This is a genomic window from Priestia sp. FSL R5-0597, from assembly GCF_038006305.1.
Lineage (GTDB): Bacteria > Bacillota > Bacilli > Bacillales > Bacillaceae_H > Priestia > Priestia zanthoxyli.
The window spans coordinates 2,111,954-2,125,174 of the sequence record NZ_JBBOUZ010000001.1; the positions used below are offsets into that span (position 1 = coordinate 2,111,954).

The window sequence follows — 13,221 nt, forward strand, 5'->3', positions numbered from 1 at the left end:
TATGAAAATGATTAATGTTACAGTATGGAACGAAAATCGTCATGAACAGAAAAATCCGGTTGTAAGAGAAATTTACTCTGAAGGCATTCACGGTGCCATCGCTTCTTTCTTAGAAGAAGGAGGATTTCGTACGCACACAGCAACATTAGACGAAGTAGAACACGGGTTGACTGAAGAAGTATTAAATCAAACGGATGTTTTAGTATGGTGGGGTCATTTAGCACATGACGAAGTAAAAGATGACATCGTTGAGAAAGTAAAGCAGCGCGTGCTAGACGGTATGGGGCTTATTGTCTTACACTCAGGTCACTTTTCCAAGATCTTTAAAACGTTAATGGGCACAAGCTGCGACTTAAAATGGCGTGAAGCAGATGAAAAAGAGCGCTTGTGGGTAGTAGAACCGAGCCATCCGATTGTGGAAGGTATTGGTGAATTTATCGAGCTTGAGCGCGAAGAAATGTACGGAGAGCACTTTGATATTCCAGCACCTGATGAACTGATTTTCACGAGCTGGTTTGAAGGCGGAGAAATTTTCAGAAGCGGCTGCACGTACAAACGCGGAAACGGAAAAGTATTTTATTTCAGACCTGGACATGAAACATATCCAACATACCATAACAAAGACATTCAGCGTGTCATTATGAATGCTATTAAATGGGCGAAGCCGGCAGAGAGAAAACGTCCTGTTTACGGCAATGCGCAACCGCTTGAATCAATCGCTGTTAAAAACTAATGAATAATGCTTAAGCAAAGGGGATAGGAAAGATGGCAAAAGTAAAAATTGGCGTTATTGGGTGCGGAAGCATTGCGCAACACCGTCACTTACCAGAATATAAGATGAATGAACAAGTAGAATTAGTAGCCGTTTGCGATATAAACACAGAACGTGCAAACAGCGTAGCACAGCAGTACGGTGTAAAAGCGTACACAAACTATGAAGAACTTTTAGCAAGCGGTACAGTGGAAGCAGTGAGCGTATGTACGCCCAATTATCTTCATGCGCCTATTTCGGTTGCAGCGTTAAACAGCGGAGTTCATGTTCTGTGTGAAAAGCCGATGGCAACATCAGAAGAAGAAGCGAAAGCGATGATTGAAGCAGCAAAAACAAACGGTAAAAAACTAATGATCGGACATAATCAGCGCTTTGTAGCTTCTCATCAAAAAGCTCGTGAACTTATTGAAAAAGGGGAAATCGGTAAAATTTATAGTTTCCGTACGGCTTTTGGCCACGGTGGTCCTGAAGGCTGGAGCGTGGACGGAAAAGAAAGCTGGTTCTTCAAAAAAGACGAAGCGTTTATTGGTGCTATGGGGGATTTAGGCGTTCATAAAACCGATATGCTCCGCTACATATTAAATGAAGAAATTGTAGAAGTCGGTGCATTCGTGGAAAGCAATGCAAAAGACTTTGCAAATGTAGACGACAATGCTGTGTGCGTATTAAAAACGGAAAGCGGGATTATCGGGACGCTTGCGGCAAGCTGGGCTTACAATGGAAAAGAAGATAACTCCACGATTGTTTACGGCGAGAAAGGGATTCTTCGTTTAGAGGACGATCCGACGTATTCATTAGTTGCACAATATGCAACGGGTGAAGTGGTGAACTATGAATTAGGAAAAATCCAGTCGAACGATGAAGGCGGACAAAGTAATTCTCACGTCATTGAACAATTTGTAGATGCAGTTGCAGAAGATAAAGAATCTCCGGTTCCTGGTGAAGAAGGATTAAAATCACTTGCTGTTATTTTAGCAGCTTTAAAATCAAGTCAAACGAAACAAATTACGCGCGTGTAAGAGGTGAAAAACGTGAGAATTGGCATAATCGGAGCAGGAGGGATTGCTGTAAGCAGGCATATCCCGGCATTCAAACAACTGGGTGATGAATGTGTGATTTGGGGGCTTAGCGATATTAATAGTGAAAGAGCCACAGAGGTAGCCAATGAACATAATATCCCTCACGTATTTGTTGATTACAAAGATATGTTTAAAGAAGTGGATGCTGTATGTATTTGTACACCGAATAAATTTCACGCCGAGTTTGCAGTAGAAGCGCTAAAAGCAGGCGTTCACGTTCTATGTGAAAAGCCGATGGCGATGTCTAAAGAGCAAGGTGAAGAAATGCTTGCTGCTGCTAGAGAATCAGGTAAGCAGTTAGCGATTGCGTATCACTACCGATTCATGAAAGAAGCGCAGGCTGCGAAAAAAATGATGACAGAGGTAGGGCGTCCATTAGTTGCACGTGTCAGAGCGATGCGTCGCCGAAAGGTTCCCGGTTGGGGCGTATTTACGAACAAAGATCTTCAAGGAGGAGGCAGCTTAATTGATTACGGCTGCCATTTGCTTGATTTAACGCTTTGGCTAATGGGAAACCCAAAGCATACTGAAGTACTGGGAAGTACATATAATGACCTGAGTAAAACGCCTAACCAATTAAATCAATGGGGAACATTTGATCATGAATCATTCAGCGTGGATGATCATGTAACGGCCTATATTAAATTTGAAAATGGAGCGTCGCTTCTTTTAGAAACTTCTTGGGCTGCTAATATCGAAGATGATGAAGAGCACGTAAGCATATCAGGGGTAGAGGGCGGTTTAAGCGTGTTTCCGTTTGAACTATACACGTCCAAAAACGGTATGCTCATGAACAGTACGTCATCTTGGATAGATGGAGAAGATGATTACAGCTTAAGTCAGGCTAAAAATTTCGTTGAAGCGTGTAAAGGAAATGCTGAATTAGTAGTAAAGCCACAAGAAGCGCTTCAAGTCTCAGCTATTATTGATGAAATATATCGCACAGGGGGAAATTAAAATGAAACTTGGAGTATTCACGGTCTTATTTGCGGATCTTTCTTTTGAAGAGATGTTAGATAAAGTAAAATCAGCAGGTCTTCATGCTGTTGAAATCGGAACGGGAGGCTATCCGGGAAACAGCCATTGTCCGCTAGATGAGCTGCTTGAAGATGAGGGAAAAAGAGAAGCATATATGAAGCAAATAAAAGACCGCGGACTTACAATCAGCGCATTTAGCTGCCACGGCAATCCTATTTCACCTGAGGCAAGTTTTGCAAAAGAATCTGACGAAACGCTTCGCAAGACCATCCAACTAGCATCATTAGTAGATGTTCCAGTGGTTAACTGCTTTTCTGGAACAGCAGGAGATCACGAAGAAGCGAAGTACCCAAACTGGCCTGTTACTCCTTGGCCTAACGAGTATGGAGACGTATTGAATTGGCAGTGGGAAAATAAGCTTGTTCCTTATTGGAAAGAAATTGGAGAACTAGCGGAGGAGCATAACGTAAAAATTGGTTTAGAACTTCACGGTGGATTTTTAGTTCATACTCCGTATACGCTCCTAAAGCTTCGCGAAAAAACAAGTCCAGCGATTGGCGCTAACCTTGATCCAAGTCATTTATGGTGGCAAGGAATTGATCCGGTAGGAGCTATTAAAATTTTAGCAAAAGAAAATGCGATTCATCATTTCCATGCAAAGGATACGTACTTGGACCAGGATAATATTAACATGTATGGACTGACGGATATGCAGCCATACGGAGAAGTCCAAACGCGTGCATGGACGTTTAGATCCGTAGGATGCGGACATGATGTAAAAGAGTGGTCTGATATGATGAGTGCCCTTCGCACATACGGATACGATTATGTAGTCAGCATTGAGCATGAAGATCCAATCATGTCGATTGAAGAAGGATTTAAACGCGCGGTTACAAACTTACAAAGTGTATTAATTGAAGAAACTCCGTCACAAATGTGGTGGGCGTAAGCAAAAAGAAGCATCTCTAAAAAGAGGTGCTTCTTTTATTTTCGATGATAAATTATTTGCCTTTTGTTCACCTGAATTTCGATACAAACGGGTGATTGGTAACCCAAAAGCGCCAAGGGTAATCCTTCGCTTCACCAGAATTATCAATGCCAACGCGAGGTCCGGCGGAAATCGCTGAAGGAGTGAAGCCACGAGCAATATAAAGAGGAGGGGTGGTTAAATCATGACCGTACAAATCCATTGAAACCCCTAGTGCTTTTGTTAGTTTCCCAGGACCGTTTGTCCAATTTATTTCATTTTCCATCCCTCGACGTCTAGTTTTCATCAAATTTTTTCCGCTAAATGGCTCAATAGCTCGAATGAGGACGCCTTCTGGACAATCGATGTCGCTGCTTACAACATTGAGTAAACAATGTGTATGCATTGTATGCGTATAGGCATGACCAGGAGGACCGAACATTACCTCTGTTCTTTTTGTGCGCCGGTTGTTAAAGCTATGAGCTGCTCGGTCGAAAGGCCCTTTATAAGCCTCTGTTTCTACAATAAAACCAGATGCAGCTCCTTCTGCCGTTTCGTGAACAAGAAGACATCCTAACAGCGACTGAGCTAGTTCAAGCGTAGGCTGTTGATAAAACGAAAGAGGAAGTGGTTCAATCGCTAAAAGAGAACGCGTCATTTGCTGTAGTCCATCCTTTCAAAGCAAAGTCATTCACGCTGTTATTGCGCATCTTTTATTATGATGTTTTCTTTGTTATTTTGCAAAGGGAGGGAGGGACTGATTCATACAGTAATCTTTCTTACCCACGTTCAAGTATTTATCATGATTCAACTTACTCTATGAAATTATTTTAAAGAAGGGTTTCGTTTTGCACGTGTAGGGGGAATATTTTACTACAATACTTCGCTTTTGCTACTGGTATGATATACACAGTTCATCCATATTTTACATGCTTTTAGTTTTTAAAAATAGTGATCCGTCTTTTCTTTATTTTCGTTCTACACATGAAAGCAAAATAAAAAGATTGAATTGTAGAAAGCTCTTTATAAATGGAGATAAAGAAAAAATATCCTTCAAAGATTATTTAAGGGATTTTAGAACATATTAAAAATAAAATTTATACACTGTGAGGAATAGCTATGAACATCCACTTTGATACATTAACGAATTTATCAATTAAACATATTTTTGGGCCTGCATCTCAAACAATCACCCATCTCACATATCATTCAAAACAAGTTCACGACGGATCCGTATTTTTTAGTATAAAAGGTGAAAATGAAGATGGACATCAATATATTAAAGAAGCTATAGCTAGAGGAGCCGTAGCAGTCTTTGGGACAAGCATCGAGGAGCTTCGTCTTTTGAGCACTCAGTATTCTCACTGTACGTTTTTAGCTGTTGACGACGTTCGCAAAGTAATGGCGTCTTTTTCTAAAATGTATTTTGATTATACGGATGAAAAAATTGAGACAATTGGCGTTACAGGTACAAATGGCAAAACAACCGTAGCAGCTTACGTAAGGTCGCTTTTAACTCTTTTAAAATTGCCAACAGGATCGATTGGAACGACCGGCATTTGGTCATCAAAGCAGAAGTTAGTTTATAAAAAAAGTACGCCTACAACACCTGAGTCGGTAGACTTGCATAAAATTTTTTATGATTTGTATACAAGAGGTGATGAAGCGGCAGTGATGGAAGTATCTTCGATTGCGATTGATCAGCAACGAGTAGAAAATATTTATTTTGATGTAGCCATTCATACAAACTTATCGGAAGAACATTTAGAGTATCATAAAACGTTTGAGCACTATAAAAAATGCAAGATGAAATTATTTCAACAGGCCAAACATGCCGTTATTAATATAGATGATCAGGACATGGGCAAAGACTTAAGCAGGGTATTTGAAGGACCTAAAGTCACGTATAGTTTATTAAATAACAAAGAGGCAACTCTGCAAGCAACAAACATCACCGTCAAAGAAGGAGGCTCTTTCTTTGATTTACTTTATAAAGGACAGTCATACAAAGTAGCAGTGCCTGTATATGGTGATTACAACATTGCTAACGTGCTAGCGGCCATTGGTACAGCTCTTCACTTTGAATACCACATTGAAGATATTATTAGCGTGCTTCCTCAATTGGAAAGTCCAGAAGGGCGATTTCAGGTGATAGAAGGTCCTAATAACCAAAAAGTGATTTTAGACTATGCCCATACGCCTGTTGCCCTTACGCGTTTGGTAGAAGAAGTAAAAAAGATGGAGTATAACCAGCTGATTGTCATGATTGCAGGGATCGGCATTCGAGATTTTAATAAAATGCCTAAAATGGCGCGTACCATTGAAGGAAAAGCTGATGAAATTATCGTAACGGTTGATCACCCAGGTTATCATGATCCTAACGTAATTGTAGATCAAGTGATGACAGGTTTTTCGAATCCGAGCGCAAGCAATATTCACCGCGCCCCTACTCGAACAGAAGGAGTATTAAAGTCGCTTTCTTTAGGAAAGGCGAATGATATTATTTTACTTACAAGCGGCTGTATTAACGGCGCTCAGCTTGTAAAAGGAAACGAAATTCCGCATTCAGATGAAGAAATTATTGCCTCTTATTATGCATCGTTAAGCAATATTTCCTGATATTCTTTTTCATTTATTGAACGAACGTGGAGAAATTGAAACATCATACGAAAGAAGGTCTCTTACTGTTTTTAGAGACCTTCTTTTTGCATGGGAACTATAGGCTGTTTTCGCGCTGTGTTTTTGGTTCTTCAATTTTCACATCATGTTCTTTAGCCAGCTTTTTAATAGCTGCATTGTAATCGCGTATACCTTTTCGTGCTTCATCAAGCATAGCGTTTGCCTCAGCAATAAGGTTGCGGTCCTGCTTTTCCAAAGCACTGACAATTTTAATAAAAGCATTATACTGGGTATTGGCAGCCTTTATATAGCCTTCATGAACCTTTCGAAGATCGTCGGTTTCTACATCGATGTTTTCCAGTTCGTCAACAAATTTACGATAGGTAGGAATGACTTCACTCGTCATCGTATCGTACATAACAGCGTCACTTGTGTAGTTAGCGCCTGTAACGGAATCGTATGCGTCAATCGCCTCTTTTTCAAGCTGAGCGGCTTTCTTTAAATCTTGATTGTTATAATCGATTAAATCATCTTGAACAGGATCACTAAAGCAGGCGGATAATAAAAACAAAAGAGGGACAAGACAAAATAAAACTTTCTTCAACGAATTTCACCTCCGTTTAACAATGTATGAAACATCTGCTTGGCAAAGTCTTTTTTAATAACTGGAGAAAAAGAAGGGAGTGTATAAAAGGATTTTTAAAGGTCGACAGTGAATGTATTCATAAGTTGGTTTGTAGTTGACCACCCTTTAGTAGCAGGAAGGAAGAGAAGATGATTAAAATAAAAAGAGACCACTTAACGAACAATGAAGTTATTGAGCTAGTAAGTTCTCACCTTCAAGGAATGAACTTACATTCCCCCCCTGAAAGTATTCATGCTCTAGATATTGAAAGTTTAAAACAACGTAATATTACGTTTTGGAGCGTGTGGGAAGGAAGTCAGCTAGCAGGGTGCGGAGCTGTAAAAGAGTTAGATGAGCACCACGGAGAAATTAAATCGATGCGAACAGCTACCGCTCATTTGCGGAAAGGAATTGCTAGAGAGCTGCTGCAGTACATAATAAATGAAGCGCAAAAACGAGGGTACCGACGCTTAAGCTTAGAAACAGGATCCGCACCCGCTTTTGAACCGGCTAGAAAGCTATACGCCAGTTTTGGATTTTACGAGTGCGAACCGTTTTCTACCTACAAAGAAGATCCATACAGTGTGTTTATGACAAAGAAATTGAATGAGTAAAAGACAGGAAAGAAGGCGCAGATGATTTGTTTATTTGTATGCAAACTGTGCGGGCAAGCAGCTGTCATTTATCCTGTTAGCAAGTAAGCTTTTTAGGCAAAGCCTTTTTAGGAGGCTTTGTTTTGGTCATGATTCATATAAAAAGGTATAAACTAGGTTTTCTCACTAGACAAAAAGGTTTTTCCTATGTAGTATAGGTGTCAGATAATACAAAACGAATGTTCAGTATAAATAATAAATGTACGGGGCGGTGGAAATAGCTTGAATAAAAAAAAGCTTCAAAGTGAACAAACCAAAAGAAAGGTGGCAGATGCCGCTAAAGCATTGTTTTCTCAAAAAGGCTATAAAGCTACATCTATTGAGGAAATTGTAGAAGCTACGGGAAGCAGTAAAGGGAATATTTATTATCACTTTAAAAGTAAAGAAGGGCTTTTTCTTTATTTAATAGACGAATGGGATCTTGAGTGGGAACGAAACTGGAAAGAAAGAGAGTCTCTTTACAAAACAACAAGAGATAAGCTTTTTGGAATAGCGGAGCAAATCATTTTAGATGATTTGAATCATCCTCTTACGAAAGCTGCGGATGAGTTTTTTAACAACGAGGAGAAGGGCAGCGACATCGAAGAGCGAATTGATGAGATGGTGAAACGACACGTGGAGTTTAACCGGGAACTTTTGCAACAGGGCATCGATGAAGGCGAGTTTTCTCATAAAAATGCAGAGCAACTTGCAGTAATTTTAGAAGGGTTGTTTGTTGGAATGAGCCGCATGTCTCGAAAAACGAGTACGGAAAATGCCCTGCAGCTTTACCATTCAGCAATCGATGTATTTTTAAACGGAATTATAGCAAGGTCTTCTTAAATAAGCGGGGATGCTTATTGCGGCAATGAGTAATCCCTCATTATTTTGTATTTTTATAGACCGAACGTTCAGTATTTTTGTAATCAGGAGGTTTATATGTCATTATTGTTAAGAAATCGGGCGGCGATTTTGCTGCTCATGCTAAATATTTTTATTATCTTTACGGGAATCGGTCTCGTTATTCCAATTATGCCAACCTATATGACGGAGCTTCATATCAACGGCAGCGTGATGGGGCTTTTAGTAGCGGTGTTTTCACTAACTCAATTTCTGTTTTCGCCTTTGGCGGGGCGATTATCAGATTCGTTAGGGAGAAAGAAAATTATTGTAGCGGGAATGATTGTTTTTGCCCTGTCTGAATGGTTCTTTGGTTCAGTGAGTACACCTCTTTTATTATTTGTATCCAGAATGCTAGGTGGGGTCGGGGCCGCGCTTATTATGCCTGCTGTTATGGCCTATACAGCGGACGTGACGTCTGCTAAAGAACGCGCTAAAGGAATGGGCTATGTGACGGCAGCGATTACAACAGGATTTATTATCGGGCCCGGTATTGGAGGCTTTTTAGCTGAATACGGCATGCGCGTGCCATTTTACATGGCCGCAGTAGCAGGAGGCTTGGCTGCAGTGATTACGCTTTTTGTTTTGCCGGAGTCTCGTCCTGTACAAGGTCATGCTGTTTCAAACAATGAGAATCCAAAAGAAGATCGGCTGCTACTGCAGCTTATGAATTCCTACAAAGAACCTTATTTTTTAAGTTTAATTATCGTTTTTGTGACATCGTTTGGATTATCCAATTATGAAACGATCTTTTCACTATTTGTTGATCATAAATTTAGCTTTACGCCAAAAGATATTGCGTTTGTTATTACGTTTGGCTCTATTGCAGGGGCTGTTGTGCAGGTTACGATTTTTGGCTGGATTTTAAATAAATTCGGTGAAAAAAGAGTGATTTCGTTTTGCTTGATGATGACGGGACTTTTTGTTTTACTTACGCTATTTGTGCACACGTACTGGCTTATTATTGTTGTAACATTTATCGTCTTTTTAGCAACAGATATTTTACGTCCGGCAATCAGCACGCAAATGTCGATGATGGCACAAGACGACCAAGGGTATGTAGCCGGACTAAATTCTGCTTATACAAGTCTTGGGAATATTATTGGACCCGTTGTCGCAGGCTTTCTCTTTGATATAAACATTAATTATCCGTACGTATCAGCTGCACTTGTACTGCTGCTTTGTTTTCTTTTATCTTTAAGAGCAGGAAAGGACCGAAAAACAGCTGTGAGAAATCAAGCGATTCAAGAGAAATGATAGAATTTTTAGGGGATAGAAGACCTCCAGTAGTTTACTGGAGGTCTTTTAATGATGCTTTTAGTAAAGCTGTAAGATTTACAACACCACTCAGCCTATAGCGAAGCTTTATTTTATGGGCAAAACAGTGAAATGGTTGCAAATAAAAAAGGTTAATAGTAAACTTTAAACGTAACAAGAATAGTATGGGAGCTTGCGCGGGGCAGGCTGAGAGTACAGGGGCGCCTGTTGACCATTTGAACCTGTTGGATAATGCCAGCGCAGGGAATGTGAGTACATACCAAAGCACTTTGCGCATGCAAGGTGCTTTTTTGTCTTTTTTTTGCAGTGTTAAAACTAAATGAAAAGAGTGAGAGAACATGGATATTAGTAAAATTTCAGCTCAATTAGAAAAAGTAAGAGATACAAGTCCGCTTGTTCATAATATTACGAATGTTGTGGTAACCAATTTTACAGCAAATGGACTGCTTGCCCTAGGAGCGTCACCTGTTATGGCTTATGCGAAGGAAGAAGTGGCTGACATGGCTCGAATCGCCGGAGCGCTTGTCTTAAATATGGGTACACTGACGGCTCAAGAAGTAGAAGCGATGAGAATAGCAGGAAAATCAGCAAATGAAAACGGCGTGCCGGTTATTTTCGATCCTGTAGGAGCCGGAGCGACACCGTTTCGTACAGAAGTGGCACGTCAGCTTGTAGAAGAATTAAATATTGCCGTTATTCGCGGTAACGCTGCTGAAGTTGCGAATGTAGTAGGCGAGTCATGGCTCATTAAAGGCGTTGATTCATTAGAAGGGCAAGGAGACGTCATTGAACTTGCTGAGAAAGCAGCGAACAAATTAGATACAGTGATTGTTATTACGGGGAAACAAGATGTGATCACCGATGGAAACACAACGTATACAGTAGACAACGGTCACCCGTTATTTACGAAGGTGACGGGTACTGGATGTCTGCTGACATCAATTATAGGAGCTTTCGCGGCTGTAGAAAAAGAATATGTCGAGGCAAGCGTTGCTGCTTTAAGTTTTTACGGAGTGGCAGGTGAAATCGCCGCAGCGAAAAAAGGTGAAGAAGGGCCGGGGAGCTTTCAAATTGAGCTGTTAAATCAGCTTCATCTTTTATCTGGACAGGATATTGAATCATATGCAAGAGTACATCAACGTTAAAAGGAGCGGGAAAATGACAAACGAAGAAATTAAAAAGCTGCTGCAAGTTTATTTTATAATGGGCAGCAATAACTGTACAAAAGATCCGAAAGAAGTGTTGAAAGAAGCAATTGAAGGCGGCGTTACCGTGTTTCAATTCCGTGAAAAAGGCGAAGGTGCACTAAAAGGAGAAGCGAAATATCAGCTGGCGAAGGAACTTCAGCAAATTTGTCAGCAGTACAACGTTCCTTTTGTTGTGAATGATGACCTTGACTTAGCGATCCGTTTACAAGCGGATGGCGTTCATATTGGACAAGAAGATGAAAAAGCTCATATTGTTCGAGAAAAAATAGGAAAAGGAATTGTGGGCGTCTCTGTTCATAATATACAAGAGCTGCAGCAAGCCATAAAAGACGGAGCGGATTATGTAGGAATGGGACCTGTTTTTCCTACTTCTACAAAAAAAGACGCAAAAGCAGTGCAAGGTACAAAATTAATTGAAGAAGTGCGAAACCAGAATATTGACTTTCCAATTGTAGGAATCGGTGGCATCACGCCTGAAAATGCCAAACAAGTAGTAGAAGCAGGTGCAGATGGTGTTTCTATTATTACCGCGATTAGCTTAGCAGCGTCTCCAAAAGAAAAAGCAGCTCAATTGAAAGAAGCGGTAGGAAAATAAAAAAAGCGCACAGTGTGCGCTTTTTTATTATAGCTGAACGGTTTGAGGAGTTTCTTCGCCTTCATTCATAAAGCGAATTTCGTTTGGTGTAATTTCCAGAACAACATACTCAGGGTCATTTGGACCGTCAAACCATTCTTTCATGTGATCGTTCCATATACGTCCTTTTAATTGATCACCGGTACGAAGAACAGCTGTCCCGGATAATTCTAAGTATTGATCGCCATATCCTTCGCCGCTGTAGCCTAATAGTACGTGCACGTTCGGATTGGCTTCGATTTCTTCTGCCTTATGTGTATTGATATTTGTTGGTGTGTAAAGAGCGATACCATCTTCATCGCTGAAAAATGTCATATAGCGAGAGTGGGGTTTGTTGTTTACAACTGTGGCTAATGTTCCTACACGATTTCCTTCTAATACTTCATTTACTTTTTTAGCAATTTTTTGTTCATTCATTTTATCCATCTCCTTTATTACTTTTTATGTTCCTCAATCGAAGATAAATAAAACATACATGTCTAAAAAAAATATAAGTTAACAATAAAATAATTATGTAAACTAATAAATAAAAAAATAAAAAAAGCTAGCTACAGCTAACTAAAAAATAAGCCCGCACTGCCGTAACCCTAAGTGTCTTAAATACCCAGATCTACTAGGTGGGTGCCCTCATAGCCGGGTTTAGCGTCCCAAGAAGGGCGTGCTATCTGCAGCTAAATTTTGAGCTCCCTTTTAACACTCAAAGGTTTAAGACAACATGAGTATACGCACAGCGCAGGTATGTATAACAAATGTAAATAAAATGCCGATATATAAATGTTTTCTAATTAATCAACTTTCATCGTACAAGAAATGATTATAACGGAATAATGAATGGAACGCAAGACTTTTATTTAAAGTTTTTCTTCTCTAACATCTTGGCGGTTATGCCGTAACAAAATAAAAAAAGGGCCCGCAACTGGAATGAAACATAAGAGAAGGTAAGGCCGGGATGCTATCTTTTCTTTTGTCATAACGGAATAAGAAAGCCACGTTAAAACAAAAAAATCAGCGGTCATCACGCTAACAAGCTGTGACTGCATAAAAGCATCTTCATAAGCTCTTATTGAACCTATGGATAGTCCGTATACGTAACCAGCAATCGTGAGTGCTAAGCATAGTCCAATCCATAGACGAGAAGAAATGATGGCAATGAAACGTGAAGGAATACGCGAACGTGTTCGAACTTTTTGCCCTTTCCAATGATAATAGAACAAAAGAGAAAAAGCTCCAAGCGCAAATGATAGGAGAGAAAATGGCCATCCAGGCAGTTTGTACGTATCTTTTTTACAAATCATTACCATGAACAATACTGGGAAAAGCCCTAAAAAAGAGAATACCATAACTACGAGCGGATCTACCTGTTGAAAATTTCCTGTGACAAGGTTTTTAAACAGCATATCATCAGCGGCGCTTGCTCCCGGAGCTAGCAAAAAGGCGTATAGTACAAGCATAGTCCATACAATGATGTACATATTCTCAACTCCTTTTAATTGTTTTAGTATACAAAAACCATTTCAGTATATTTCCCC

Annotated in this window: 14 protein-coding genes, 1 other RNA gene and 1 riboswitch; of the genes, 10 read left to right on the top strand and 5 right to left on the bottom strand. The window is 40.0% G+C overall.

The features are described 5' to 3' along the window. The first annotated feature begins 7 nt into the window (after window positions 1–7). From MKX72_RS10755 to MKX72_RS10770, 4 genes are read left to right on the top strand one after another with little or no spacing between them, the layout of a single operon-like run. Complete coding sequence (locus MKX72_RS10755) at window positions 8–733, top strand: ThuA domain-containing protein (protein WP_028413517.1); 726 nt, start codon at window positions 8–10, stop codon at window positions 731–733. 32 nt (window positions 734–765) lie between these two features. Then, on the top strand, window positions 766–1,791 hold the full coding sequence (locus tag MKX72_RS10760) for a Gfo/Idh/MocA family protein (protein WP_033578851.1): 1,026 nt from the start codon (window positions 766–768) through the stop codon (window positions 1,789–1,791). A gap of 12 nt (window positions 1,792–1,803) precedes the next feature. After that, the gene (locus MKX72_RS10765) at window positions 1,804–2,808 is read left to right on the top strand and encodes a Gfo/Idh/MocA family protein (RefSeq protein ID WP_155008152.1); all 1,005 of its coding nucleotides are present in this window, start codon (window positions 1,804–1,806) and stop codon (window positions 2,806–2,808) included. 1 nt (window position 2,809) lies between these two features. Continuing rightward, window positions 2,810–3,778 carry a sugar phosphate isomerase/epimerase family protein gene (locus tag MKX72_RS10770; protein WP_028413514.1) on the top strand — a complete coding sequence of 323 codons (969 nt, stop codon included), beginning with the start codon at window positions 2,810–2,812 and terminating at the stop codon, window positions 3,776–3,778. A 67-nt stretch (window positions 3,779–3,845) separates the two neighbouring features. Here MKX72_RS10770 and MKX72_RS10775 read toward each other — a convergent pair whose 3' ends face one another. After that, entirely contained in the window at window positions 3,846–4,454 is a 609-nt protein-coding gene (locus MKX72_RS10775) for a DNA-3-methyladenine glycosylase (protein WP_155008151.1), read from the bottom strand. A gap of 461 nt (window positions 4,455–4,915) precedes the next feature. On the opposite strand from MKX72_RS10775, the gene MKX72_RS10780 reads away from it, so the two are divergent. Further along, window positions 4,916–6,415: a UDP-N-acetylmuramoyl-L-alanyl-D-glutamate--2,6-diaminopimelate ligase gene (locus MKX72_RS10780; protein ID WP_034265732.1), complete on the top strand. Its 1,500-nt coding sequence runs from the start codon at window positions 4,916–4,918 to the stop codon at window positions 6,413–6,415. A gap of 97 nt (window positions 6,416–6,512) precedes the next feature. Here MKX72_RS10780 and MKX72_RS10785 read toward each other — a convergent pair whose 3' ends face one another. Beyond that, the gene (locus MKX72_RS10785; protein WP_013082979.1) at window positions 6,513–7,019 is read right to left on the bottom strand and encodes a hypothetical protein; all 507 of its coding nucleotides are present in this window, start codon (window positions 7,017–7,019) and stop codon (window positions 6,513–6,515) included. A 173-nt stretch (window positions 7,020–7,192) separates the two neighbouring features. Here MKX72_RS10785 and MKX72_RS10790 point away from each other — a divergent pair, with 173 nt between their 5' ends. The 5 genes from MKX72_RS10790 to thiE all read left to right on the top strand — a co-directional run bounded on the left by MKX72_RS10790 (window position 7,193) and on the right by thiE (window position 11,653). Continuing rightward, on the top strand, window positions 7,193–7,654 hold the full coding sequence (locus MKX72_RS10790; protein WP_234943124.1) for a GNAT family N-acetyltransferase: 462 nt from the start codon (window positions 7,193–7,195) through the stop codon (window positions 7,652–7,654). A 261-nt stretch (window positions 7,655–7,915) separates the two neighbouring features. Then, entirely contained in the window at window positions 7,916–8,515 is a 600-nt protein-coding gene (locus MKX72_RS10795; RefSeq protein WP_028413510.1) for a TetR/AcrR family transcriptional regulator, read from the top strand. A 96-nt stretch (window positions 8,516–8,611) separates the two neighbouring features. Next, window positions 8,612–9,829 (top strand): MFS transporter, encoded by a 1,218-nt coding sequence (locus MKX72_RS10800; RefSeq protein WP_155008150.1) that lies wholly within the window; start codon window positions 8,612–8,614, stop codon window positions 9,827–9,829. Between the two features lie 175 nt (window positions 9,830–10,004). Next, a riboswitch (TPP riboswitch) is annotated at window positions 10,005–10,113 on the top strand. Window positions 10,114–10,188: 75 nt separating this feature from the next. Further along, the gene (gene thiM, locus MKX72_RS10805) at window positions 10,189–10,995 is read left to right on the top strand and encodes a hydroxyethylthiazole kinase (protein WP_013056862.1); all 807 of its coding nucleotides are present in this window, start codon (window positions 10,189–10,191) and stop codon (window positions 10,993–10,995) included. Window positions 10,996–11,008: 13 nt separating this feature from the next. After that, window positions 11,009–11,653, top strand: a complete 645-nt coding sequence (gene thiE, locus MKX72_RS10810) for a thiamine phosphate synthase (protein WP_155008149.1) — start codon at window positions 11,009–11,011, stop codon at window positions 11,651–11,653. A 27-nt stretch (window positions 11,654–11,680) separates the two neighbouring features. Here the strand turns inward: thiE and MKX72_RS10815 are convergent, their stop codons facing one another. From MKX72_RS10815 to MKX72_RS10825, 3 genes are all read right to left on the bottom strand, one after another. Next, window positions 11,681–12,109 (bottom strand): pyridoxamine 5'-phosphate oxidase family protein, encoded by a 429-nt coding sequence (locus MKX72_RS10815; protein WP_013082985.1) that lies wholly within the window; start codon window positions 12,107–12,109, stop codon window positions 11,681–11,683. 147 nt (window positions 12,110–12,256) lie between these two features. After that, a non-coding RNA gene (ssrS, locus tag MKX72_RS10820) (6S RNA) lies at window positions 12,257–12,434 on the bottom strand. Window positions 12,435–12,543: 109 nt separating this feature from the next. After that, complete coding sequence (locus tag MKX72_RS10825; protein WP_034265740.1) at window positions 12,544–13,164, bottom strand: hypothetical protein; 621 nt, start codon at window positions 13,162–13,164, stop codon at window positions 12,544–12,546. Window positions 13,165–13,221 lie beyond the last annotated feature (57 nt).

Excerpts from the sequence above, each read along its gene's own strand:
- MKX72_RS10755 (WP_028413517.1), top strand. The coding sequence starts at position 8 with ATGATTAATGTTACAGTATGGAACGAAAATCGTCATGAACAGAAAAAT.
- MKX72_RS10760 (WP_033578851.1), top strand. The coding sequence starts at position 766 with ATGGCAAAAGTAAAAATTGGCGTTATTGGGTGCGGAAGCATTGCGCAA.
- MKX72_RS10770 (WP_028413514.1), top strand. The coding sequence starts at position 2,810 with ATGAAACTTGGAGTATTCACGGTCTTATTTGCGGATCTTTCTTTTGAA.
- MKX72_RS10775 (WP_155008151.1), bottom strand. The coding sequence starts at position 4,454 with ATGACGCGTTCTCTTTTAGCGATTGAACCACTTCCTCTTTCGTTTTAT.
- MKX72_RS10780 (WP_034265732.1), top strand. The coding sequence starts at position 4,916 with ATGAACATCCACTTTGATACATTAACGAATTTATCAATTAAACATATT.
- MKX72_RS10800 (WP_155008150.1), top strand. The coding sequence starts at position 8,612 with ATGTCATTATTGTTAAGAAATCGGGCGGCGATTTTGCTGCTCATGCTA.
- thiM (WP_013056862.1), top strand. The coding sequence starts at position 10,189 with ATGGATATTAGTAAAATTTCAGCTCAATTAGAAAAAGTAAGAGATACA.
- thiE (WP_155008149.1), top strand. The coding sequence starts at position 11,009 with ATGACAAACGAAGAAATTAAAAAGCTGCTGCAAGTTTATTTTATAATG.
- MKX72_RS10815 (WP_013082985.1), bottom strand. The coding sequence starts at position 12,109 with ATGAATGAACAAAAAATTGCTAAAAAAGTAAATGAAGTATTAGAAGGA.
- MKX72_RS10825 (WP_034265740.1), bottom strand. The coding sequence starts at position 13,164 with ATGTACATCATTGTATGGACTATGCTTGTACTATACGCCTTTTTGCTA.